This is a genomic window from Parapedobacter sp., assembly GCF_035556095.1.
In the GTDB taxonomy this organism is placed as follows: domain Bacteria; phylum Bacteroidota; class Bacteroidia; order Sphingobacteriales; family Sphingobacteriaceae; genus Parapedobacter.
The window spans coordinates 1-25,969 of sequence record NZ_DATMFT010000021.1 but is presented as its reverse complement, the minus strand read 5'-3'; the positions used below and the strand labels follow the sequence as shown (position 1 = coordinate 25,969).

The window sequence follows — 25,969 nt, the reverse complement described above, 5'->3', positions numbered from 1 at the left end:
ATAAATTGGCCCCATAAAAAACTGCTGTTTCGGGTACTATAATGAACATCTACTTGGAAAGAACGATACGATTTCGCTTTTTGTTATTGCTTCTGCCCCTTATCATGGCCATAAGTGGTCGTGCGGTTGGACAAACCCTCGATTCGCTCAAACGGGATAGCATAAAATTGCGATATCCATTGAACGATCTGCCTTTCCTCAACCTTTACCAAAAAAAACAAGCATTCGACCTCCGCATTCCATCAAATATCGAACGCGAGGTTGTATTCGACCCGGTAAGCCGCCAGTACATTATCCGCGAAAAGCTTGGAAATCGCCTATATCGGCCCACACAGTACCTTACCATCGATGAATATCGGCGATACGAAGGTAATCTACTGAAACGAAATTATTGGCGTACGCTCTCGGACCAACAATTGACTGACTATCGGCAGGATCGATTAATCCCGACGATTTATGTTCAAAGTGAAGCTTTCGAAAAGATTTTCGGCGGCAATACCATCGATATCATCCCCCGTGGAAGTGCCGATATCAGCATCATGGCACAACGAAACAAGAATGCCAATCCCATGTTCAACGAACGGCAGCGTAGGCAATGGGGATTTGACTTCGACCAGCGGATCCAGATGAACCTGACTGGACAAATCGGCGACCGGCTGAAGCTGACTACCAACTACAATACCGAAGCGCAATTTGATTTTGAAAACCAAATTCGGCTGGATTATACCGGAAAGGACGACGACATCATCAAGCGGATCGAGTTGGGAAATGTAAGCATGCCACTCAACACGACCCTCATCAATGGTACGCAGGCACTATTTGGCCTCAAAACGCAACTCCAATTTGGTCGACTAAACGTAACGGGTATTTTCTCCCAACAGCGCTCCCAACAGCGGGAAATCACCATCAAGAATGGAGCGCAGGAGAGCGAGTTTGCATTGAAGGCGGATGAGTATGAAGATAATCAGCACTACTTCTTAGCCCAATATTTCCGGGAAAACTTCAATCGGGCGATGGCCCTTGCCCCTATTCTGACGACTGATGTGAACATCACCCAGATTGAAGTCTGGATAAGCAACCGTAGCAACTCCGTAGATGACTCCAGGGACATTCTGGCCTTGATGGACCTTGGCGAATACGAGCCGTATAATACCGGGCGTATACCTGCCGGCGGAAATACACGTTATCCATCCACCGGTATCCCGGGTGAGTCCGTGCAGTTCTATTCAAACAGGCTACTTGAGGTATTACCTAATGATGCACGGCTCACCCAATCAAATGGAGCGCAGCAGTTTTTCCAGGGGTATGGCGGTAACGACAACTACGCGAAGCTGACCTACGCCCGGAAACTTCGCGAAGGCACCGAATATACTGTAGACCGGCGATTGGGTTTCATCTCGCTGAACATGCCGCTCAATAATGATCAGGTGCTGGCCGTATCCTACCGTTATACCGCCGGTGGGCGCGAATACCAAGTGGGCGAATTCTCGACGGACGTACCAGTTACCCCCTCTCAGCCGCAAATGCTGGTCGCCAAGTTGTTGAAAAACGAGATACTTAAAACAAACCTACCGATTTGGGACTTGATGATGAAAAACATCTACGCCATCGGTGCATATGGCGTTGGGCAAAACAATTTCAGATTCAATATTTTACGTATCGAAGATGAAAGCGGTGTGGAGCGACCAGCGATGTATGAGGGGCAAAACACCCAAAACAAGCTGTGGATACAACTTACGGGGCTCGACCGGCTGAATCCGCAGCACGCACAGCAGCCCGATGGCTTCTTCGACTTTCTCCCGGGCATAACGATCGATCCCGAGCGTGGCCGTATCATGTTCCCACTGGTAGAACCTTTCGGTGCAGACCTAGCTAGCCAATTTATGCCGGGTGCCGAGCAGGCGCTGATCGACAAATATACCTACCAAGCGCTGTACGACTCCACCAAGGTAATCGCACAGCAGTATTTTCCCAACCAAAACCGATACCTTATCAAAGGGTCGTACGAATCGGAGGTTGGTACCGAATTTCAGTTGGGTGCAATCAATGTCCCCCGTGGCTCAGTACAGGTTTTTGCCGGACCGGCCCCCTTACAGGAAGGCGTCGATTTCATGGTCGACTATGACATCGGTCGGGTCCGAATCCTCAACCAAGCGCTGCTGCAATCGGGGCAACCGATCCGTATTAAGATGGAAAACAACCAGTTATTTGGTTTGCAGCAACGCACGATGCTTGGTGGCCGGCTCGATTATGCGGTAAACGACAACCTGCAACTGGGTGGCACGATTATGAGCCTCACCGAGCGGCCGTTAACGCAAAAGGTGAATATTGGTGAAGAGCCAATAGCTAATACCATGTGGGGCTTGGATATGTCTTACAATTCTCCCTCTCGCTGGCTTACACGGATGGTCGATAAAATTCCGTTTCTTGACACCAAAGAGCCCTCTTCCATTTCTTTTTATGGTGAATTTGCGCAATTGCTACCAGGACATCCCCGGGCATTGAATTTTGCAGGCACGCGTAGTGGCATCACCTACATCGATGATTTTGAAAACAGCCGCTCCTTTATCGACATCAAAGGTGCTTACAATTGGCAGATCTCGGGTACCCCGCAACACTTTCCAGAAGCACAACTGATGGACGACCTCCAATATGGGTTCAACCGGGCACGCTTCGCTTTCTATAACATTGACCCTATATTTTACCGCGACATCAACCTTACCCCTAAAAATATCGGCAATTCGGAACTTTCTAAACACCGAGTGCGCGAAGTGCTGGAACAGGAAGTCTTTCCTTTCCGGGAATCGACCACAGGATTACCGATTTTCCTGTCTACGTTAGATTTGGCATTCTACCCTACCATTCGGGGGCCTTACAACTATACAACCACAGGCGTTAATCCCGACGGCACGCTCACCAACCCGCGGAGCCGTTGGGGGGGCATGTTCCGCAAAATAGATGCGCCTGATTTCGAGGCACAAAACATCGAGTTTGTCGAAATCTGGATGATGGACCCGTTCTTGACCAATCCAAATTCCGACGGTGGCGACCTGTACCTCAACTTGGGGAATATTTCAGAAGACATCCTGAAAGATGGACGGAAAGCCATCGAGAACGGCATGTCTCCCTCTGGCGATCTTTCGCAAATAGACGAAACCAACTGGGGGCGCGTACCGCGCAATCAGCCTGTCATTCAAGCGTTTGACAATGACCCAGCAGCGCGCGCGCGCCAGGATATCGGTTTGGACGGCCTTATCGACGCTGATGAGCGCGGGTTTCATAGCGACTTCCTTAATCAAATGCAGGGCCTGCTGATGCCCGAAGCTGCACAGGAGCTGATGAGCGACCCGTCGGGCGATAATTTCCAATATTTCCGTGGACCGGACCTCGACGGCCAAAGTGCCGGCATTCTTAAACGGTATGAACGGTTTAATGGACTGGAAGGAAACTCGAAAACACCCGAGCAGTCGGTGGGCGTAGAAACCTCAGCATCTACCCTCCTCCCCGATGGCGAAGACATCAACCGCGACAATAACATGAACGAGGCCGAGGAATACTATCAATACCGTATATCGCTCCGTCCGCAAGACATGCAAGTCGGCCAAAATTTCATCTCAGATATGCATACGGCCAAGGTGAAACTTCGCAACGAAAGTACCGCGGACGTGAAGTGGTACCAGTTCCGCATCCCCCTCACGGAGTTTGAAGATCGTGTGGGCGATATCCGCGATTTTAAATCCATTCGGTTCGTCCGTATGTTCATGACCGACTTTGCCGATACCTCGGTCGTCCGCCTTGCGCAATTACAGCTCGTTCGGGGTGAGTGGCGCCGATACAATGCTGAAAATAATCATGCGAAAGTTATAGCTGATCCAACCATGGGAGCTGTGCCACTCGACAATTCAACAATTGAAGTAGCCGCAGTCAACATCGAGCAGAATGGTAACCGGCAGCCAATCCCCTATGTCGTGCCCCCGGGCATCGAGCGCCAACTGGATTGGGGTAACCTCAACAACAACGTAAAACTCAACGAGCAGTCGCTCTCGCTCGATGTGAAGGACCTTCGCGATGGTTATGGCCGCGCTGCCTACCGTACCGCTACCAATGATTTTCGTGCTTATGGTCGCCTAGAAATGTTTATCCATGCCGAAGGGCAGTACCTTCAGGATGGTGAGTTCCGGGCGTTTGTACGGGTAGGTACGGACGATCAATACAATTACTACCAATACGACATGCCGCTGAAAATAACCCAACCGGGTACCCGTGATGCGGAACTAATCTGGCCGCAGGAAAACCGGATGAATATTCGGATCGGTATTTTCCAGGAGGCCAAAGAGGCGCGTAACAACGCGAGACTCAACGGGCAACCGTGGCCATACAACGTTCCCTTCACTTTCTTCGATGGCGAAAACCGCGTAACCATCCTAGGGCAACCTGACATCAGCAAGATACGTTTCTACATGCTCGGCGTAATGAATCCGCTACGCGGCAGCGACGTGAGTGCACCCGGCGACGATGGCCTGGATAAATCGGGACTCTTCTGGTTCAACGAATTGCGGCTCACTGATTTTGACGACAAAGGCGGATGGGCAGCTACAGCACGAATGAATGCCCAATTGGCCGATTTTGCCAACATCACCGTATCAGGAAGTAAAAGCACCATCGGTTTCGGTTCCATCGAACAGCGTATCGGTGAACGGAGCCGTAGTGATGATCTGTACTTCGACTTGGTGACCAATGCTGAATTGGGCAAGTTTTTTCCAGCTGATCTGGGGCTAAGGATACCGCTTTTCTTTAGTTATACCCGTCAAGTGGGCACTCCCGAATACAATCCGTTGATGCCCGACATTGAACTGAACAGTGCATTGGCCAATCTCTCGCGCAATCGGAGGGATTCGCTGTTGCGTGCTACACAAGACTTTACCACGCGGAGAAGTTTCAATCTTACCAATGTACGGAAGATACGCACCAACATTGAGAAACCGGTACGGCCTTGGGATATTGAGAATTTTAGTGCTACCTACGCCTATTCGCAAAATTATCACCGTGATTACCTAACGGAAATCGCCCTGCAGAAAAATTATAGAGCAGCACTGGACTATACGTTCGCCAGCAACGACGATCTCACGTTCGAACCTTTCAGAAAATGGATAAAAAATAAGCACCTGGGCGTCCTCAGTGATTTCAACTTCAACCTGATGCCTTCGCTGCTCAATTTCCGAATCGACGTAAACCGTATATACAACGAGAATACGTTACGGGTGAACAATTCAGCCGACAACTTCCTCCCGGCCATGGGGACGCTGTACAACAAGAATTTCACCATGAACCGGATTTACGGCATCAGTTGGAACCTATCCAAGTCATTGAAGCTCGACTTTAATGCCACTAATTATGCGATTGTCGACGAGCCTGATGGGCGGCTGAATGGACTTGAACGGGATACGCTATGGGAAAATTTCTGGCGCCTAGGCCGGACCACGGATTACAACCACATGCTGAATATTACCTATACGCTACCCATCCACAAGCTGCCGGGTTTAGACTGGATGAATATCGACACGCGCTATGGTACACAGTTCAGCTGGCAAACCGAGCCACGGCTGTCCATGCTTAGCCAAGACATCAACATGGGCAATAGTATCCAGAATTCCCGTACCATTCAGGTAAATCCAACCGTTAACATGGCTGGCCTGTATAACAAATTCGGATTTATCCGTAACAATACCGGATTGGATGCAGGTGGTACAGCGGCTTTCTTTACTGGCCTACTGACCAGTATTAAAAATGTCAATGGCGCATATACGCGCGTGCAGAACACGTTCCTTCCGGGATATACGCCTCATACCAACATGTTGGGGTATGATTTTGACCATCGTGCGCCGGGTTGGGGTTTCCTTTTCGGCAGCCAGCGCGACATCCGCCAGCGGGCCGCGGTAGAAGGCTGGATTACCACCGATACCCTACAGACTCAACTGTACATGACATCGCTCACGGAAGACCTGTCGATCCGGGCCATATTAGAGCCGATTCGCGACCTGAACATCGAGCTGACGGCGGTGAAATTGAATAATCAGAATTACAGCACTTCTTTCCAATACTCTGCCGAAGCTGATGATTTCCGGAGCCTCACCCCTGTTACCACAGGGAACTATAGCATCTCTTACCTGACGATAGGAACGGCTTTCAAGGACCACGAAGCACTATTCCGTGAATTTGAGCACAACCGACAAACCATCTCCCGTCGGCTTGGCCAGCTCAATCCGAATTCCACTGGCGAAAATGAAGGTTATGCAGATGGCTACGACCGCACAGCCCAAGATGTGGTGGTGAATTCGTTCCTTGCCGCGTACCGTGGGAAAGATGCTGCCGATGTTAAACTTAGTCGTTTCCCCAAAATCCCTGTCCCCAACTGGAATATCACCTATAACGGATTGAACAATATCCAATTATTCAACGAATTCCTTACTTCGCTTACGTTAAGGCACGGTTACAACAGCCGATATGCAATCAACGGGTATAATTCACTGATCCGATACAACGAAGTCAACGGCTTCCCGTCCGAGCGGGACATCAATGAAAATTTCCTTCCCAAATTCCAGTTCCAGCAGGTGTCTATTTTCGAACAATTCACACCATTGATTGGTTTTGATGCTCGTTTTAAGAATAACCTCACCACAAATGCGGAATACCGTACGGCGCGCACGTTGAATCTTAGTCTGCAAAATAGCCAGCTGGCGATGCTCAGCGATCGTTCGTTCGTATTTGGTGCCGGCTACCGCGCCACCGGCTTCCAGATGCCATTCGGATGGTTTAGCGGCTTCCGGATGGACAACGACCTCAATTTCCGACTGGATGTATCGCTCAATGATTTGAAGACCCTGGTGTATCGGTCAGACATCAATGAGTCGGAAGTGTCCGCTGGAAACAAAAGCATCTCCTATCGACCGTCTGTAGACTATGTTATCAATCAGCGGTTCAACATCAGGCTCTTCTACGATAGCAACTCGGTAAGGCCATACACGTCACAAACATTTGCGACCTCATATGCTAACTTTGGATTTAATTTGCGGTTGATGCTGCAGTAAAAGATAAGAGGGCATATTTTTATTCTGCAACGCACCACCACGGCCTGCACGTCCAATTGCGCCAAGGCCGATCCTACCTCCTAACGGATGCTACTACAAATGACCAAACGGAGCTACCGCAGACCCATCCACGCCACATCCCTTACTACTAGTCCCCATGGCGAGCAAGTGCGTAGGTTGGATATGTTGGAGCGGAGCCATCCGAAGACACCATCCGAACGCAGACGGCCTAGCCTGCGGAGGCAGCAACCGGATACGCCATTCTTATTAGACACCTGTCTACACAAAAAAGGTGCTCAACCGGGTCCGGTTGAGCACCTTTGGAGAACACGTGAAACGCTTCTATTTTACTAATGCTCCCCAAAAATTGATTTCAGCGAGCAAAATACGTGGTGGTTCAGTAGGATTGAAATGCTCAAGACTTCTGAATCTGATGTACCTTACCGTTGCATCGGGATTGACCCCAGCACCCGGTACAAATTCAAACTCCAAACCGCTATCAGAAAGCGCAATATCTTCGCTGGTAGGGGCCTGCCAAGGATTGGCTATCCCATTACCTGACGGTTGTACACATTCAAATTTTCCCAAGAGTATCCAGCTATCGTCCAAGCTACCATCCGGGTTCGGATCTAACGATCCGTATATCTCAAATACCCTCGGATGGCCCTTACTCCAACGATCGTCATTACTATTGCGTGGCCACAGCTTCATTCTATCCAGTTTCGTTTTCAACCCCAAATCCCATGTGAATGTAGTTGGTAAGGTTACAGGGTTTTCGGAGTGCATGAAATTGGTTGTGTTTCCGTCCCAAAATCGTGTTAAAGGATAATCACCATTCATTCCCATATCACCGGGCAACGGCTTTGCGGCCCAGGTCGCCTTTGGAATCAATAATACCGGATCAATCATGGTTTCGACGGTTGGTGCCTGGAATACATCGATCGCTAGCGAATCCGGTTTATGTGCCGTACTGTACGATAAAGGCATATCGATGTCGAAGTTCGGAAGCAGCGTTTCGGTATCCGCCGTATCGACCTCCGTGGTCCGGCTGTCACCGTTTATATCCGTCCAGTTCAGATGAACACCTACTTCAGAGCTTTCGACTGTTCCCCAATTCAGTGTAAGATCTTGTCCATCATAATAGGTACTCTTCAACAAACGATTAGTTAGCATACCCTGGTAACTGTCGCCGTACACCGTACCCATTATTTCAATAGGAATAGACTTATTCCCCTCATCGTCATAGGTATGAATCATAAATGAATAGGTGTTTTCGCTGATCGGGTCGATAATATAGCTGATCGTCTCCATGTCCGCAGTTACCGGCAATTCAACCGAGTCGGTATAATTATTCCAGAATATTCTTGCTTTCTGTATCCTGGGATCGGTACCTCTCAGCCACGATAGCTGGATGCGGTTATTTCCGGGATATGCGACCGGCTCCAATGCCGGCCCCGGATATACCAATCCATTGGGAACAACATAATCCTTGTAAATATCCGACGGGCTATCGCATGAAGAGAATCCCAAAATGACCCCAATAAAGATGACAAATAGTGTATTCTTCATCATAATGATTGTTAATGATTTAACTTTTAATTGATTAACTCTCCCCAAAAGCTCAATTCCAAGACGTGAACAGTCGAAAATGACGCATTGGCATAGGTAGATACGGTTCTAAACCTAATATACCTGACTGGGGCGAACGGATTCGGGGCGAAATCAGTCACGGCGAATTCGAACTCGATGCCTTCATCTGCGAAAGCAATGTCTTCCTGGGTAATCTGCGCTCCGGGTCCAGATGGTTTCAGACTTTCAAATCGTCCGAGCGGTATCCAGCTGTCGTCAAGCTCTCCAGTAGGATTGGGTGAAACAGAACCCCATATTTCAAATACTTTTGCATGCCCTCTCTTCCACCGGTCGTCTCCATGCTTACGCGGCCAGTATTTTAAACGACTTAATTTGACGGTCCTTCCCATATCCCATGTGATGTTGTGCGGGAGCACTTGGGTTTCCAAGCCATGGAATCCGTCCTGATCATAATTCTCATCCCAGATTCTTGTCGTTGGGTAACCTGAATTGACCGGAGGGATATCACCGGGCAACGTATAAGCGTTCCACGTAGATTTGGGAATAAACTCTTCAAACCACGGTGTCACCTCAGCCGTTACCGTATCGGACAAATTACCCCACCTATCACGAATGTACATTGCAAATTCATGTTTTTCAGGATCCAATCCGTCAACACCGCGATACGTAAACGTCCCTTTTTCCGCAGAGGTATAATAGGTGATTAACTCACTCATGTACCCCAAATCCGCGGTATCCGCCATCAATACGATCGCCAGATTTGCTTTTTGCGAATTTTCGAAATCAATGGCTACTCCGCCAAAAGTAGCCCTGAACTCCTTATCTGCCAATTGAACGGGTGCCGTCGTTGGGTTAATTTGCACCGTAAAAGGTGCCGATTCTTTTTCATTTTTTCCTACCGAATATAATTTAACGTCGTACGTACCTGGCGAGCCGAACCCTTCCATCACCAAGGAATCTTTGAAGTACGAAGACTTTGTTTCGCGTATTACGCCGGGGCTGATTTCATATTCAGCACGTACATAAAGCAGATTCCTATCCACTGGTACCGTATATTTCAATACAGCTCCCCCCGGTTTGTTTTCCACGGTTACGTTGGTCACCTGATCCGGAGCTGCGGCGGCATCGTCAACAAAATCAATACGCCCCTCTTCCTTGCAGCTGATCCATAGCATCGACGTCAGTAGGATAGTGATATATATAATACTATTTTTCATGATCTAATATTTTAGTCGTTACCATCCAATATTTTGTACCAAATTCGGATTCACTTCAATATCAGCGGTTCTGATCGGCCAGAAATAATCGCGAACGCCAAATTTTTGAGTTAACAAAAGCTGTGGTTGATACATCATCCGGTTGACTTCTTCTTCTGTCCCATCAATGGTAGACACCATCATGTTCCACCCTTGCAGCGGGGTATGGTATTCCGTCGGCGCAGTTTTCCACCGCCGTATATCCCAAAAGCGTTGTCCTTCGAACGAAAGTTCAATTAAGCGTTCTTTTTGTACAATTTGGCGCATACCGGCTTGGGTATTGTACTTCTGGTTGTTGGTATAGGTGTCCCAAGATTCCTTTACTCCTTTTAAACCCGCACGATTGCGGACCAGATCGATATATCGAAACAGTTCGGTGCTATTGGATCCATTAGGACCTTCGGCTTCGTTTATCGCCTCGGCATATAACAGGTACAGATCGCTCAACCGCATGACGGGCCATGCGTAGCTGGGTGAAGATATACTGTTGATCGCATTAAACTGGGCCTCATACGGGATGAATTTTTTAGGGATATAGCCGGTCCAGTTACCCTGTCCCTGCGAGCCGTCTGTTTCGCCTACTTTAAAGGCAAGGTATCTTAACGACGATGCATCCTTATCATTATATTGCCCTGCGCCGAACCACACGCCGCCATCGAAGCCTACCCACGCATAAAAACGGGGTTCACGGTCGAAATGCATATCTACCGTGGTCCTTCCCGGCCGAATATAAAGCTTATCCTCCGGCTGTGCAGTTCTCAGGTTGTAAAGGTCTCCGACACTTCTCGTTCTATCCTCCTCAAGCGGAACCCCATTTTCGGTATAAAACATTTCGGCAATTTTGATCGGCATACCCAACCATTGGCAAACGTCGTTGCTGTTGACATAATCCGGATTTAGTTTGGGCATGGATGCATGGATCATCCCCCCACTGCCGGGGATTGAAATCATTTGCGTGTTTGCCCAGATAACTTCACTATTTGAACGTAAATTAAACGCATTCCGGAGGGTTACATTCAAGACGGTTGTATCGTTGTATCGGTTAGCCGCATCGTCAAACTGGTATAACATCATCCCCGCTTCATGGCAAATATCAATGGCTTCCTTACATGCCGCCATAGCCAATTCCCATTTTTCGGATCTGAATGTTGCGTCGAACAGGGGTGTACCGTCATGATTTTTCAACGTGGCTTGATCATTATTACCATTGAACAACGGGCTAGCCGCCGTGACGAGCACTTTTGCCTTCAGCGCGAGCGCAATGGGTTTGGTAATACGTCCATAGTCGCTTGCCGGATCGAGTACAACCGTGGGCAGCTGGTCGCCCTCAGCTGCCTCATCCAGCAATTGCACGATGTAATCGAAGCATTCGTCCACTGGAGCCCGTTCTACTTTCACCGCATACACATCCGCATCTACCGGCAAATTTTCCCGGATCAGGGGTATCGGACCGTACATCTGTACCAAACTAAAATGATAATAGGCCTTTAACACTTTGGCTTCAGCAGCCCATTGTTCCCGCTCCCACGCCGGTAAATCAGGGACTCGACCAACATTTTCCAAAAATGTATTGCAAACGCGTAATGCCTCATACATACCGCTCCACCGTGCAAGTATCGGAGTAGTCGCATTTTGAAATCCTTCGCCGATATCAAGACCGGCAAGTGAAAAACGGTTAGAAAAGTGGGTGGTTCTTCGCGTCCATATATCGTCGCCTCCCAGTGTGGCAGGATCGCCCGACCCCCCATTTTTTGGCATATAAGAATAGGCCGTTGCCAGGTATTTACGGGCTTGCGTTCTCTGATTGAATGCCATATCTAAGGTCGCAATACCATCAGGTACGACGTCCAGCCAATCGCCGCACGCAGCGGTTAGGCTCATTACAGCGGCAAATATTATGATTCTTATTTTTTTCATCGCTTGTACACTTAACTAGTTAAAAGCAAAATTTAACCCAATGTTAAACACTCGCTGGTTAGGATATCCCAATCCATTACCGGCCATTTCCACATCCCACATTTTAAATTTACTGAAAACGAGCAGGTTGGTCCCGCTGAGATAGAACCGAAGACTATTCATTTTTATCCGTTCAGTTAATCGATCGGGTACCGAATAGCCTAACTCCATCTGCTTAACGCGCAGAAAGTTGCCATTGCGCATAAACCACGTATTCCGTTGATCTGAAGGCCATTGTTGGCCATTTGAATCCGTATAGGCCCCCGGGACATTATTGGTGTTAACTCTTGTATCCAATCGGGGCCAAGTAGCATATAGATTTTGGTTTTCCTCAGACCAATAGCTGTCAGCATAAGCTTGAAGAATCTGAGCCTCAGCAATAAATGGAGCTGTACTATGCGCATTGATCCAAAACGATTGCCGGGCCGCTCCTTGGAAAAGTACCGAAAAATCAAACCCTTTGTATCCCATGGAAACCCCAAACCCATAAACAATTTCAGGAACCGTAGGATGACCTAAGGGGACTCTATCCGCCTCGGTAATCTTACCATCGCGGTTTACATCCAGGTATTTGATATCCCCACCGCCATACTCAGAAGTACCGACGTATTGCGGAGGTGAGCTGGCTGCTTCTTCATCGTCTACAAAAAGCCGTTCGGCAATATACCCGGTGGCCTGATTTAACGACAAACCTACTCTTGAGCGCCAAGGCTCGTTGTATTCCGGTTCTTCATACACATCAAACTGGCTGGTGGCATACGTGAAATTTGCGCGCGCTGAAGACCAAAAATTGCTATTCCAGCTTTTCTGGTATTCCAACATCATATCGACACCTTTGCCCGACGCTTCGCCTACGTTTGCGCGCGGTTCGGCAGTCAAGCCCATCGTATTGGGAATACTCGCCCTCGTCATCAGGATATTGTCTCTTTTTTCCGTAAAATATTCTGTAACGATGTTCAGTGAATTCCACAACCCTAATTCAAGCGCGAAATTTTGCTTATAGGATTTTTCCCAGGATATGTATGGATTGGCGTATCGGCTGATTGTGATTCCGTTATAAACCGTATTATATTCTGACCCGAAGATGGCCCGTCTTCCCTCATTATTCATATTCACTTCGGAAAGATAAAAAAACCGGTCAGCGGCACTACCAATCTGATCATTCCCAATTAAACCGTATGTATAACGCAGTTTGAGGTTGCTAACAACGGGTTGGATATCTTCCCAGAACTTTTCGTTGGATACGAGCCAGGCCACGCCTGCCGATGGGAAAAACCCGAAACGATTGTTTTTATCAAAACGTTCGCTTCCGTTATATCCAAAGTTAAATTCGGCGAAATAGCGGGAGTCATAAGAATACGTTGCACGTCCCGCCAAACCTATATTTCTAGAAGGGAGCGACAGCTGTAACGACCCCGCGTTAGCGGTCAACGTCTCGCGTGCCTGAAACACCAACATGCTACTGATGTTATTTTTTCCGAAATCACGGACATGGTTTAAGCTTCCTTCAAAATAGAACGAGGAATACTGTTCTCTGTCATTCGGCAATTCGCCGTATCCTAAATACTCCGTACCAATCATGGTTTCTATCAGTTTGTAATCTCCAGTTAGCCTATTATATCTGCCAACTTCATGAAAAAACGGAGTATATGACCTGTTGACCGCAAATTGTGATAAACGACTGATATTTAACATTCCCCTGCCAGTGAGCCCTGGGGTAACGAAATCCAAATCCTGCTTCAATTCCAACTGAGCCAATATTTGCGAGCGCGACTTCTCTTTGTAACCGCGAACCATTTCCGCATACGGGTTGACTAGGCTGTTGTTGAAGTTACCAAACAAAATATGTTGCGCATATTGAAAATCTTCGTCTGCCGGGTAATACGCTGGGAACAGCACCGGATTGGAGTGTACCATTAAATTATACATGTCTGCTCCACCGCGCAATGGACCTTTGTATTCTTCGAAATTGGCACTCAAACGTACAATCAATTCCGTGGTTTTGGTCAGATCAATATTTACCGTCGAACGCAAATCGTAATTATTGATGGCAATGTTGTTGTTGAAATTATTGCGTTTGTCTACATTAAGGATACCATTGTCGCGATTGAATGAACCCGCAACGTAGTAACGGGCAACGCCCCCACCCCCACTCACGTTCACATTGCTACGCTGATTCATCGTATAGTCCTTAAACAACATTTCTTGCCAGTCGTTTGCGGGATAAATAAGCGGGAACCTACCCAACTCTGTCATTTCGATTTTTTCCTGCGAATAGAGAATACTTCCCTCTGGATCCCGGGTAAGGATCGCTTCGTTATGCATTTTCATATACGTCACGGGATCAGCAACATCAACCGTTTGCGTTGGAGCTGACAGCGAATTTTCAAAACGGAAGGAGAATTTGGCCGGACCTTCTTTACCCTGCTTAGTCGTTACCAAAATCACCCCGTTTGCACCGCGGGAGCCATATAAAGCTGTTGCGGTAGCATCTTTCAATATGGAGAAACTTTGAATGTCGTCTGGACGAAGGCGAGCAAGGTCGTTTGCTGAAAGTTCGATACCGTCAATTAAAATCAATGGGTTGGTGTTTGTTCCAAAAGTCGTGATACCCCGGACAAAGAAATCCGCGTTATCTTGTCCCGGTTCCCCGCTTCGCTGATAGGCAATAATGCCTGCCGCCTGGCCCGCCAATGCCGTGGTTAGGTTGCTGGAAGGCACTTTCAAGTCGCCGGGACTAACGGACGTGACCGAGCCGACCACTTCCCTCTTTTTCTGTGTACCGAAGCCGACCACCACAACGTCGTCGAGCATGGAAGCCGACATTTCAAGCACCACATCGATTTCTTTCTGGTTGCCTACGTTCACTTCGTGGGTTTGATACCCGACCATCGTAAATACCAGAACGGCACCTTCCGGCACCTCCAACACATACCGTCCGTTTATGTCGGTACCCGTTGCTATACTTGTCCGATTTTTCACCGATACCGTCACCCCGGCGAGCGGGGTACCGGATGTATCGACGACAATCCCCTGAACGGTGGGTTGTTGCCGCAGACTTGCCAGAAGCCGCTCCCGGTTTGTTTTACTGGCGCTTCTTTTTAGAATAACTACCTTCTCGTCTTCCTTCACCAGGAAATCGAGGGGAAGATCTTTCAAGCTCTCGGCAAGTACCGTGCTGATATTATCGGATTCGATGGAAATATTGATTGCATCGAGTTCTTTGATATCGTTGCGGTTATACAAAAAGGCGTAGCCAGTTTGCCGCTGTATATCTTTGATCAACGCCGTTACACTACCGTTGGACATGTCCAAGCGCACAGTTTGCGCCACTCCCTTTGCATGGATTTGAAGGGAAGCAAATACGATAAAAAAAGCGGTGATTTTCAAATACAATAAAAAACTAGTGACAGGGGATACCTTTATATTTCTCCCCATAAAAGAAAAAAATTGCATAATTTTGATTTCGTTTAGCTATATAACACATAACCTAAAAGTCATCGCAAAGCTTTATAGGTGTTACTGAACTGGACGAATCAGCCACATCGGTTGCCCCCGGTGTGGCTTCTCCAGCTTTATATTGGTGGTATGCTTTATGTCATAACGGTAATCCTCCTCCCATCGATTATAAATTTGACGTGACCTGTCAGTTCCAGCAACTCCAGCAGCCTGGAAATAGAGAAGCTCCGGGGGAGCATAAGTATGCTGAATTGCTCCGTAATCTGTGTTTTGTATTCAACATCCACATCGTACCACCGGGCAACCTCCTTCATGATTGTCTCTAACTCCGCATTTTCAAAGTTGAAATAGCCATCTTTCCAAGAAGTTTCGGCATTCAATACCACCTTTCGTTTCAACAGTACCGGGTTTGCTGCTTGCGTCGTCAGCTGAATCTGTTCACCGGATTTTATCAGCAGGGCATCTTCTCCCGCCTTGAATTTTACGCTGCCTCTTTCCAACGTGGTGTTGATGACCGTATCATCGGGATAAGCCTTCACGTTAAAGGATGTTCCCAGCACTTCGATTTGCGCACGGTTCGGTAACTTGACAACAAAAGGCCGCGCTTGGTCTGAAACCACATCGAAGTAAACCTCTCCCTGTATTTCTACTACACGTTGCTTGCGACCAAAGAAAACAGGAAAGTGAATACTCGACGCCGCATTTAACTTTGCCGAACTACCGTCCGGCAACACAACGCGGTATTCCCCACCCGCCGGCGTACGAACGGTATTAAAACCCGCCGATTTCTGCTCTTTTTCGGACAAGTAGGTGATTTGGCCCTCCGAAAGCTCAACCCCCGGAATTCCGTTCCGCTTACTTAGTAATGTGTCACCGAGAAAAAGCAAGTTGCCGTCCGCCAACGTAACCGTGGCTTTATTAGAACCCGCGTTGATATCGTTTTTGTACCGCTCCTTCCGGGTTAGGGAATCCATTTCTCCCAGGCGGTTTTTGTAAAACCAACCGGCCGCAAACACGGCAAAGAACAATGCTAAGCCAGCAACCAACTGTGTGGAAGAAAGAAAAAAATAAGTTTTGCGTTCCGGAATTTCTTTCGACTTTGTCCAGTCAAACCCGGCGAAATCAGCCCACTCTCGACTTAAAAAAGAATCGTCGTCTCCAAGCTCCGTATACAACGCATTCAATTCCGGATATTTCTGTAAATACCCTTGCAATTCGATCCGTTGTAACTCGGTTAAGTTACCATCGATAAACAACCTGAACAATTCTTCTATTCGTTCCGATTCCGGGTTCATATTTGATCTGTTTCAATACTATAACAACTGACTCGGAATTTCAACCCAGCGAATCCAACTTATTTTTTGCAAAAAGATAAAAAACGATTTAGTCGCTATATAAAATCTTTGTGTACCAGCGATTTCTTGATTAAATTAAGTGCCCGGGTTTTGGCATTGCGAACATTTTGTTCGGACGTGTTTAGTTTTTCAGAAATTTCTTTTGTTGAAAGGCCATCGAGGTAAATCAGGTTGAAGACGACCTTGACCTTTTCCGGCAACTCTTCAACCTTATCGTAGATATGATTAAGCAATTGTGCTTTCATGATTTTAGCCAATATAAAATCTTCTGTATGCTCAGCTAAATAGAGGATTTCGTCGTGCGCTATTGACCGTACTTTCGCCGATTTCAGGTAATTAAGTGCCGCATTTCTGGCGGCTTTATACAGAAAGGCCTTTATGGATGGCAGTTCACTAAAGTTCATCCGATTGGCCCACACTTTTTGAAAACACTCGGCCGCGATGTCTTCAGCCTGTTCTTCATTGCGAATTATTTGGAAGACGAAGTAACAAATTGCTCGATAATGCCGTTCAAATAGTTCACCGAAGGTCTGGTGCGATATTCCCGTTTTGCTGGATAACATGACTCAAAATTAAGTTTATATCAAAAGACCCGTTTTCACCTGCGTAGCTGGTTCACTTGACTTGTCCAACAAGTTGTATCGACCGCAATGGCGGTTTACCTTCTACGGTTAGTTTAACATACAGGCGTTCTACCCATATGCATTTACCAGACAATTGTATTTAAAATAGCACAAAAAACTATCCTGCTGTATCCTGCCACACGGCGGATATCAAAACAATGATGCGTAATCCTTTAGGTCTAGCGGATCGAGTTATTCCGGTTATTCCCTGCTTTTTATGACGGAAACAACGACAATTGGCATGCTGCGGAATGGATGGCTGTTCGTTTAGTCGGGGTTATTCAGCGACACCCGATATAAATCTTTTCGCCTGTCGAGTAGGTTTTTCACTGTACCGTACTGATTTAGTTCTTTCAATAGATTCAAATCGACATCCACTACCAATACCATCTCGGTATTGGGTGTGGCTTCCGCTTTGACGGCATTTGTGGGAAACGCAAAGTCTGAAGGGGTAAACACGGCCGATTGCGCATACTGGATATCCATGTTGTTGACTTTGGGTAGATTTCCCACCGCACCTGCAATAGCTACATAGCATTCGTTTTCGATAGCGCGTGCCTGCGCGCAGTTTCTAACCCGCACATAGCCATTTTGAGTATCGGTTAAAAATGGGACAAATAAAATTTGCATCCCCTGGTCGGCGAGAATTCGCCCTAGCTCGGGGAACTCGACGTCATAACAAATCAATATCCCAATTTTCCCGCAGTCTGTATCAAAGACTTTTACCTGATCGCCACCGTGCATCCCATAATACTTGGTCTCATTGGGCGTGATGTGTACTTTTCGGTATTCTTCCGTTTTTCCATTCCGTTGACAAAGCAATGAAACATTATATAGTTTACCGTCTCCTTCGATCACGGGCATGGTCCCGGCAATGATATTCACGTTGTACGATACTGCCAGTTGTTGGATTCGCTGTTGTATCTCGGTGGTCATGTTCGCGAGTTCGCGCATCGCTTCCGTAGTGGGCAAATGGTTGTAGGGCTCCATCAACGGTGTATTGAAAAATTCCGGGAAGAGTGCGAAATCTGCCCCGTATCCGCTCACAGCATCCACAAAAAACTCCACTTGATCGTAAAATGCTTGGACATCCTTAAACGTTCGCATCTGCCACTGCACTAAACCCAATCGGATGGTTTGTTTAGAGGGCGACCATGCTTTCGTTTTCGGTTCGTAGTAGATATTATTCCATTCCAACAGCGTGGCATATTCCTTGGATTCGGTGTCTCCCGGGAGGTAATTTTTCAATATCTTCTTTACGTGGAAATCGTTAGCCAGTTGGAATGTCAATACGGGGTCGTATACCTCTTTCTGTTTAACTTTCTCAATGTACTGTTTCGGTGTCAATTCGTCGGCATATTCATGGTATTTAGGTAACCGGCCGCCCAGTAAAATGCCTTTCAAATTCCAATGTTCACACAGCTCCTTGCGGGCATCGTAAAGCCGCCTGCCCAAGCGCAAGTCCCTATAATCAGGGTGCACAAAGGCCTCGATTCCGTATAACACGTTGCCTTCGGGATTATGCGTCGAAAAAGTGCCTTCCGCGATGATCTCGCGGTACGTATCGGTAATAGCCGTCTTCGTAGTATCAATGACAATGGCTAAGGCACAAGCCACTACGCGCCCATCAACTTCCACACACAGTTGCCCTTCGGGAAAGAGACCGATCAAATCCTTGATGTTCGTCCGGGTCCACAAACCACCTACGCCGCCGTAAGCCTGATCCATCGAATCGATGAGATCATTATAGTCTTTCAATGACAACTTTCTGATTTGAATATTCATACCGCCCAAATTGAAGCTAAACCTAGCGAATCCTTTTAACGGTTGCAAATGTTTTAACGAAAGTTGTTGTCAACTATACGATCAGTTGGTCTCGTCATACTCACCCTGAAGCGCATACCATCCAAATATGCATAGCCCACCTGTGATAATGGGCATAAGAATAAATGTATAGATGATAGCGGGCACCAAATCTTCAGACCGGTGACTCGTGAATTGTGGTATAGCCTGACTGACAATCAAGTAATAACCGGCAGCCAAACCGAGGACGATCCAAACGACTCCTAATATCTTTTTTATCGTATTCATGTTTACTGTACGTTTTGGTTCTTATTTTTAAGATAGAGTAATCCGATGATAAAGCTGACACCCGCGATGATAATGGGGTACCAAAGCCCTTCAAGGTAAGGTTTCTCATTTGCCAAGGCACCTCCTGCCGCCGACACCGCGTCATTGGCAAACTGTGCCTTGGCAACTAAATAAGTTGCCACAGCCGGAAGTAATCCACCAAAAATGCCATTGCCAATGTGATAAGGCAACGACATCGACGTATACCGAATCCGGACGGGAAACATTTCCACAAGAAAGGCAGCGATAGGTCCATAAACCATGGTGACGTATAAAACCAACACAAACACCAGCAATACCAGTGAGGCGAAGACGCCCGACCCAACATGGATGTGGCCGGCGGCCGTATGTGCAGAAAACTCTGATTGGCCGGCGGCCTTTATTTCCTCCTGTACGGCCGTATGTACGGACCCATCGGTGTAAAAACGCTCCATGGTGGTTACCCGCAAAGAATCTCCCGTTTCCCCATTTACTTCCATGTGCTCCCGCACGGCATACTGGTCAACCAATTCCTGTTTGTTTCCCGTATCCGTTAATTGATAGATGCGGTCAAATATGGGGCGGTAGGTCAGGATAGCCAACAACATACCCGCTAGCATAATCGGTTTTCGACCTATTTTATCAGACAACCAGCCGAAGAATACAAAGAAGCCGGTACCGGCCAACAATGCTGCACCGATGATGTAATTGGTTTGATCGAAATCCACCCTACATACACTCTGCAGGAATGACAGTGCATAAAACTGGCCAGTATACCAAATAACGCCTTGCCCCATGGTGGCACCAAATAAGGCAAGCAGGACGAACTTGAAATTATACTTCTTGCCAAAAGATTCGCGTAAGGGGTTTTTGGAAGTGTTCCCTTCGCTTTTTGCTTTCTTAAACAATGGTGATTCATCCATATTCCGGCGGATGAAATAAGACACCACCACCATCAGGGAAGAGATCAGAAACGGCAACCGCCACCCCCAATCATCGAACGCTTCTGCAGACATGCTGCTCTTCGTCAGCATAATAACTGCCAACGAGATAAACAACCCGAATGTTGCGGTGGTTTGAATCCATGATGTACGGTAGCCCCGCTTTCCCGGCTCTGAATACTCTGCCACATAAGTTGCCGCGCCCCCGTATTCGCCCCCCAATGCAAGCCCTTGCAACAACCGTAGCACGAGGACGATAACAGGTGCCGCAAATCCAATGGTTTCGTAACCTGGCACCAACCCGATAGCGCACGTAGCCAGCCCCATTACCAGCAACGTCACCATAAACGTGTATTTTCGGCCGATGATATCGCCAAGACGGCCGAAAAACAGCGCACCGAACGGCCTCACCACGAAACCCGCGGCGAATGTAGCTAAGGTGGAAAGGAAGGCAGCCGTCGGATTATCCGGTGGAAAGAATTTCGTGGAGAGGACAATGGCTAAACTGCCAAAAATATAAAAATCATACCATTCGATGAGTGTACCCAGTGAAGATGCGCCGATGACTTTCCATAGGTTCTTTTTGTGGGTAGCCGAGTCGACAGGGGAAGATTCTTGCATATATAATTTTGATAATTGGTCAAAAAATATCCCATTCTTTCAAAAATGGGATGTGACGGGCCTAAATTAATTACAATTATTCAATCCTGATAACAGAATGATAAAAAATTATAATTTCGAGGCGCTTTCTTTATCTATATAAAGCGTTGCGTTGCGATGTGTCCGAAGCACAGTTGATGGATATAATGGCGTTATTTCATCCAGCAAGGTATGGCGAACGGCGTCTGCCTTATTTGCCCCCGGCACCATACAGCATACATGATCGGCCGCCATCAGGGCCGGAACGGTTAGGGTCAGGGCGTGGGTTGGGACGTCGGCCAATACGTCAAAGCACTGATCGTTCACCTGCTGTTGCCGGCATGCCTTATCCAAATCGACTACTTTTACCCATGCCGGATCGCGAAAGTCGGCAACATGGGGGTCATTGAATGCAATATGACAGTTCTCGCCGATTCCCATACAGACGATATCAATCGGATGCTCCAGTAACAGCTTCGCATAGCGCTGACATTCACCATCAACATCCGGAGCATTGCCATTCAAATAATTGACCGATCGAAAAGGTAGCTTACTGAACAGGCGGTCCTTGAGGAAGTTACCAAAGCGCTGTGCAGCTTCGGCCGGCAAGCCTACATATTCGTCCATATGGAAGGCATTTACCCGTGTCCAATCGATGTCTTTGCGGCTTGCAATCGACGCTAAAAACTCATTTTGGGAAGGAGCGGCGGCAAAAACCACGTTAACGGTGGACTGCCTAGCTAAGCGGCTTAACAGCGTATCCGCAACTTCCAGTGCGGCTGCTTCACCCATTGCCGTGCGGCTATCAAAACGCTTGACATTCAACGAATCTATTTTCTTTTCCATCATCTTTTGTTCAGCTAGCAACCTCTTTTTTATGAATGATCATTGAGCTATCTTTATCATTAAGATAGACAACCTCACCTTTTACCATGGTCATTTTAATGTTTATATGCTCGTCAAAGATGACAATATCAGCCGCTTTGCCGGCAACCAACGTGCCGATGATACGGTCGGCACCAAGAATACGGGCTGGCGTTGCGGTCATCATCCGCACGGCATCGACGAGGGGTATGCCCGCTTCTTCTACCAGCGTACGTACCAGCCGATCTGTAGTTGCCGTACTGCCGGCGAAAGCTGATCGATCAGGCAGTTTCGCTACGCTATCTTCTACCAATACCGCAATACCGTCCGTCAAACTACCCAACGTGCTCGGTCCTTCCGGCATGGCCGCGGCGCGCATGGCATCGGTGATCAGCGCGATGCGATCGGGCCCTTTTATCTTATAAACCAATTGGAGTAACTCGACGGGTAAATGCCTACCGTCTGCGATGATCTCTACATCCATCTCATCAATAAGATAAGCGCTTTCAACTACCCCACCGTAACGAAAGGCATTTCGCCGGGTGACACCCGACATGGCTGAATACAAATGGGTAGCTAGCGAATAGCCATGCTCGAACGCTTGGATTACATCGCTATATAACGCATCCGTATGAGCGATAGACGGTAAGATGCCGCGTTCGCGCAAGACATCTCCAAATGGAATAGCGCCATCACGTTCGGGTGCGACGCTCCAGCGTTTGATAGAAGAGGAACTGTTCAGTATATCCAAATACTCGGCGGGATCCGGATCGCGGATGTAGCGAGGGTCTTGTGCCCCCCGTTGTTCCATGGAGAAATAGGGACCTTCGATATGTACGCCCAAGAACCTTGCTCCCGCTACATGGGTTGCCGCAGCCTGTTCGTACACTGCCAGTGACCGGATGATTTCGGATTTGGTGCTGGTCAACACGGTGGGCAGCATCGCGGTGGTACCAAATCGCGCATGTGTTTCCGCCACTTTCAGGAACGCCCGGGCATCGTCGTCCATGAAGTCTGCCCCACCCCCTCCGTGAACGTGTATATCGATAAATCCAGGGGAAACGTACGCGCCTTTCGCATCGATGATTTCTGCTCCGGGAACCGCTATTTCACCGTTACTAACGGCTTCAACCTTACCATCAGCGATCAGCAGTTCGCCATTTTTTATCGTACGATAAGGTGTAATGATGTGCCCGTTTATGATTTTTGTGTATTTCTTTGACATCGGTATTTTTCGTAAAAAAATAAGTAATGGCTTTTACCACGTTCTGAGTTTGTGGCCCCACATCGCATAGTAAATCAAATAAAGGTAGCACGGCAACAGCACCCAGTAGGCTTCCCGGAGCCCCGCCGTGTCCGCGAAATAACCATACACCACGGGCAATATCGCATTGCCGCATAACCCCATGATCAACAAGGACGCCCCCACTTTGGTAAATCGGCCCAGTCCATCGATAGCCAAGGGCCAAATGCCCGCCCACGTGAGCGAATTGGGAACACCCAAGAGCACAATAAACCAAATGGAAATATCCGTTTGGTGTCCGAACACACTAACTTCGCCACGGACAAATACAATCAAGAGGGAGAGTATGGCCCCCATGATGGTGACCAAACGCAACATATTCTTCTGGCTTATCCAGCGCGGTATGACCGAGATACCGAGAAAATAACCAACAATGGCCATTCCCAATGTGTAGGAAGGAAAAACCTTAGCCTCGATCAGCGACACCCCCATCGAGCCCGCATAGTTGATAATCGTATCGATGGAGATGACCTGGGCGCCCACGTGAATAAAAATCGCTACCGCACCCAAAACCAAATGCGGGAACTGGAAAATCGACGTCTTTCCGTGATTGGCTGCCGATACTTCTTTCGATTCTTCTTCGGTGTTGATTTCTGGCAGTGGCGAATAGCGTACCCCAATCCCGATGAGCAACAGTGCGGCACCGACAACGCTGTAAGGTACAATAACCCGTGCGACGAGCTCATCCAATGCAGCTGAACGCGCCACGTCGGTCATCGACGCCAAGCTATCAAACAGCGCCTGGTCCGTTGGCCGCAGTACGGCTGCCGCAAAAAGCAACGGCGCCACGATTCCCGCAAATTTGTTGCAGATGCCCATGATGCTAATGCGTTGAGCCGCCCGTTCCTTCGGGCCGAGAATCGTAATGTATGGGTTAGCAGCCGTTTGCAGGATGGCCAATCCGACACCGATGGTGAACAAACCGATGAGGAAAATCTCGTACGTACGGGTCATTGCTGCCGGCACGAAAATAAACGCTCCCAAGCTCAGCGCAAAAAAGCCAATCATCATCCCCTTTTTGAAACCGACGGCCTTCAACAGGTAAGACGACGGCACCGACATCACGAAATACGCGATGTAGAACGCGAATGCGACGAGGTACGACTGAAAATGGGTGAGTTCGCAAGCAATTTTAAAATACGGGATAAGGATGGCGTTGATCCACGACAGGAAACCGAAGATGAAAAACATCCCTGCGATAATGACAATGGAAACCGTGGTGTCCCGCCGTGAAAGCGACGCAACGTTTACCTTGGTAGTTGAAGCTGTCATTGGAATCCGCTTAAATCGTTGGTTCCCATCCACGTTCGTATTCACGACGCCATAGCTTTCGTGCTCCCCGGTTGTTTAGGATATGGCCATTCGAGGGGTCTACATCCAACGTGCCCCCGGTGCGCTGGGCGATGTTGCCCAGTTGCACCAATAACGTACTTATATGCCCACTTTCGATATCCGAAGCTAGCTCGCTACCATTTTTAATGCCGTCGAAGAAATTCTGGATGTGTATGGCATCCAGTGCTTGTGAGGGGTTGGTCACGTTACGGGCATCCACGGTTACGTCATTCTTCACCTCTTTCACGAGCTTGCCTTTCAGGTCTAGTACTTTATACGCATTGCCACTGTCAATTTGAACGGTACCGTTTTCACCATAGAAAGCCACGCCTACGGTAGAACCGTCGGTTGTTTGCCCGTTGCAACTGCGGCCCTCCCAAGTGATTAGGCTTCTATCTGCAAACTCCAAACTGATGGATTGCGTATCGGGAGCTTCCCAATCGTCTTGATAGCGGTAGCGCCCCCCCGCAGACGTCACCTTGGTCGGATAGTCAACCTGCAACCCCCATCGGGCGAGGTCGACCATGTGGGTACCATTATTCAATGCTTCGCCGGTACCCCAATGCCAGAACCAGTGCCAATTATAATGGATGACGTTATCCTTGAGTGGAAGCCGAGGCGCAGGACCCTGCCACAGTTCGTAATCCAACCACGACGGAACTGCTATTTCCTTACCCACCCCAATAGACGTTCGATTATTGGAATACCATGTTTTTGCATAGTAAGGTTTACCAATGATACCGCTGTGGAGTTCTCGGATTGCCTGTGCCACGTTGGGCCAAGACCGCCGCTGGTTGCCCATTTGGATGACATTTCCATATTTCCGCTGAGTAGCCACGAGCAGCTCCCCTTCATGCGGGTTGTGGCTGGCCGGCTTTTCGAGGTATACATGTTTTCCGGCTTTTGATGCCAAAATGGCCGCCGGTGCGTGCCAATGGTCGGGTGCTGCCACTACCAGTGCATCAAAGTCGCTATATGAAAGCAGCTTACGGATATCGGGCTCCGATTTTGGACGCTTGCCTTGGTTTTCTTCCACGGCGCTGTTGCACTTTTCGGCTGCACGGCTGTCGACGTCGCAGACATAAGCAACCTCTGCGTTCCGCTGAGCAGAAAAATTACGGGCCAACGCTAAGCCACGCGCATTAACGCCCATCATTGCCACCCGTATGCGCTCGTTTGCACCTACGATATTTGCGTAGCTCTTTGCACTGAAGGATGGCAGGATGCCCCCGAACGAAAGGGCGGTTGCACCAACTACCGCTTTCTTAATAAAGTCTCTTCTTGAATCAATTGATTTTTTCATCTATCTAAATTTGTTTATTCATCTTTTTTTGTTTCTAAAGGCATTCATGCTGCCTTCGGCGGTTTTAATGGTGATGAAGCTATCATGATTTTTCATTTGTGTTTGACTTCAACGGCATTCAAGATGGCTGAAGCCGTTTAGTCATTCCGCT

At 48.0% G+C, this 25,969-nt stretch carries 15 protein-coding genes; 2 read left to right on the top strand and 13 right to left on the bottom strand.

Annotated elements, in window-relative coordinates:
• The first annotated feature begins 41 nt into the window (after nt 1–41).
• Nucleotides 42–7,088, top strand: a complete 7,047-nt coding sequence (gene sprA, locus VNQ80_RS10730) for a cell surface protein SprA (protein WP_414692993.1) — start codon at nt 42–44, stop codon at nt 7,086–7,088.
• An 87-nt stretch (nt 7,089–7,175) separates the two neighbouring features.
• Nucleotides 7,176–7,442 carry a hypothetical protein gene (locus VNQ80_RS10725; protein WP_325638353.1) on the top strand — a complete coding sequence of 89 codons (267 nt, stop codon included), beginning with the start codon at nt 7,176–7,178 and terminating at the stop codon, nt 7,440–7,442.
• On the opposite strand, the gene VNQ80_RS10720 is transcribed toward VNQ80_RS10725, so the two are convergent.
• The 13 genes from VNQ80_RS10720 to VNQ80_RS10660 form a co-directional block, all read right to left on the bottom strand.
• Nucleotides 7,431–8,660 carry a DUF4998 domain-containing protein gene (locus VNQ80_RS10720; protein WP_325638351.1) on the bottom strand — a complete coding sequence of 410 codons (1,230 nt, stop codon included), beginning with the start codon at nt 8,658–8,660 and terminating at the stop codon, nt 7,431–7,433. The genes VNQ80_RS10725 and VNQ80_RS10720 overlap by 12 nt on opposite strands.
• A gap of 23 nt (nt 8,661–8,683) precedes the next feature.
• The gene (locus tag VNQ80_RS10715; RefSeq protein WP_325638349.1) at nt 8,684–9,895 is read right to left on the bottom strand and encodes a DUF4959 domain-containing protein; all 1,212 of its coding nucleotides are present in this window, start codon (nt 9,893–9,895) and stop codon (nt 8,684–8,686) included.
• An 18-nt stretch (nt 9,896–9,913) separates the two neighbouring features.
• The gene (locus tag VNQ80_RS10710; RefSeq protein WP_325638347.1) at nt 9,914–11,851 is read right to left on the bottom strand and encodes a RagB/SusD family nutrient uptake outer membrane protein; all 1,938 of its coding nucleotides are present in this window, start codon (nt 11,849–11,851) and stop codon (nt 9,914–9,916) included.
• Between the two features lie 15 nt (nt 11,852–11,866).
• Nucleotides 11,867–15,280: a TonB-dependent receptor gene (locus tag VNQ80_RS10705; protein WP_325638345.1), complete on the bottom strand. Its 3,414-nt coding sequence runs from the start codon at nt 15,278–15,280 to the stop codon at nt 11,867–11,869.
• 203 nt (nt 15,281–15,483) lie between these two features.
• The gene (locus tag VNQ80_RS10700) at nt 15,484–16,644 is read right to left on the bottom strand and encodes a FecR family protein (RefSeq protein WP_325638343.1); all 1,161 of its coding nucleotides are present in this window, start codon (nt 16,642–16,644) and stop codon (nt 15,484–15,486) included.
• Nucleotides 16,645–16,739: 95 nt separating this feature from the next.
• Nucleotides 16,740–17,267: an RNA polymerase sigma-70 factor gene (locus tag VNQ80_RS10695; protein ID WP_325638341.1), complete on the bottom strand. Its 528-nt coding sequence runs from the start codon at nt 17,265–17,267 to the stop codon at nt 16,740–16,742.
• A 327-nt stretch (nt 17,268–17,594) separates the two neighbouring features.
• The gene (locus VNQ80_RS10690) at nt 17,595–19,112 is read right to left on the bottom strand and encodes a bifunctional GNAT family N-acetyltransferase/carbon-nitrogen hydrolase family protein (RefSeq protein ID WP_325638339.1); all 1,518 of its coding nucleotides are present in this window, start codon (nt 19,110–19,112) and stop codon (nt 17,595–17,597) included.
• An 81-nt stretch (nt 19,113–19,193) separates the two neighbouring features.
• The gene (locus VNQ80_RS10685; protein WP_325638337.1) at nt 19,194–19,418 is read right to left on the bottom strand and encodes a DUF6814 family protein; all 225 of its coding nucleotides are present in this window, start codon (nt 19,416–19,418) and stop codon (nt 19,194–19,196) included.
• Nucleotides 19,419–19,420: 2 nt separating this feature from the next.
• Nucleotides 19,421–20,998, bottom strand: a complete 1,578-nt coding sequence (locus VNQ80_RS10680) for an MFS transporter (protein ID WP_325638335.1) — start codon at nt 20,996–20,998, stop codon at nt 19,421–19,423.
• A gap of 108 nt (nt 20,999–21,106) precedes the next feature.
• Nucleotides 21,107–21,865 (bottom strand): glucosamine-6-phosphate deaminase, encoded by a 759-nt coding sequence (locus VNQ80_RS10675; protein ID WP_325638333.1) that lies wholly within the window; start codon nt 21,863–21,865, stop codon nt 21,107–21,109.
• A 7-nt stretch (nt 21,866–21,872) separates the two neighbouring features.
• The gene (gene nagA / locus VNQ80_RS10670; RefSeq protein WP_325638331.1) at nt 21,873–23,105 is read right to left on the bottom strand and encodes an N-acetylglucosamine-6-phosphate deacetylase; all 1,233 of its coding nucleotides are present in this window, start codon (nt 23,103–23,105) and stop codon (nt 21,873–21,875) included.
• Nucleotides 23,106–23,138: 33 nt separating this feature from the next.
• Nucleotides 23,139–24,455: a sugar MFS transporter gene (locus tag VNQ80_RS10665; RefSeq protein ID WP_325638329.1), complete on the bottom strand. Its 1,317-nt coding sequence runs from the start codon at nt 24,453–24,455 to the stop codon at nt 23,139–23,141.
• A 10-nt stretch (nt 24,456–24,465) separates the two neighbouring features.
• Nucleotides 24,466–25,818 (bottom strand): Gfo/Idh/MocA family oxidoreductase, encoded by a 1,353-nt coding sequence (locus VNQ80_RS10660; RefSeq protein ID WP_325638327.1) that lies wholly within the window; start codon nt 25,816–25,818, stop codon nt 24,466–24,468.
• Nucleotides 25,819–25,969 lie beyond the last annotated feature (151 nt).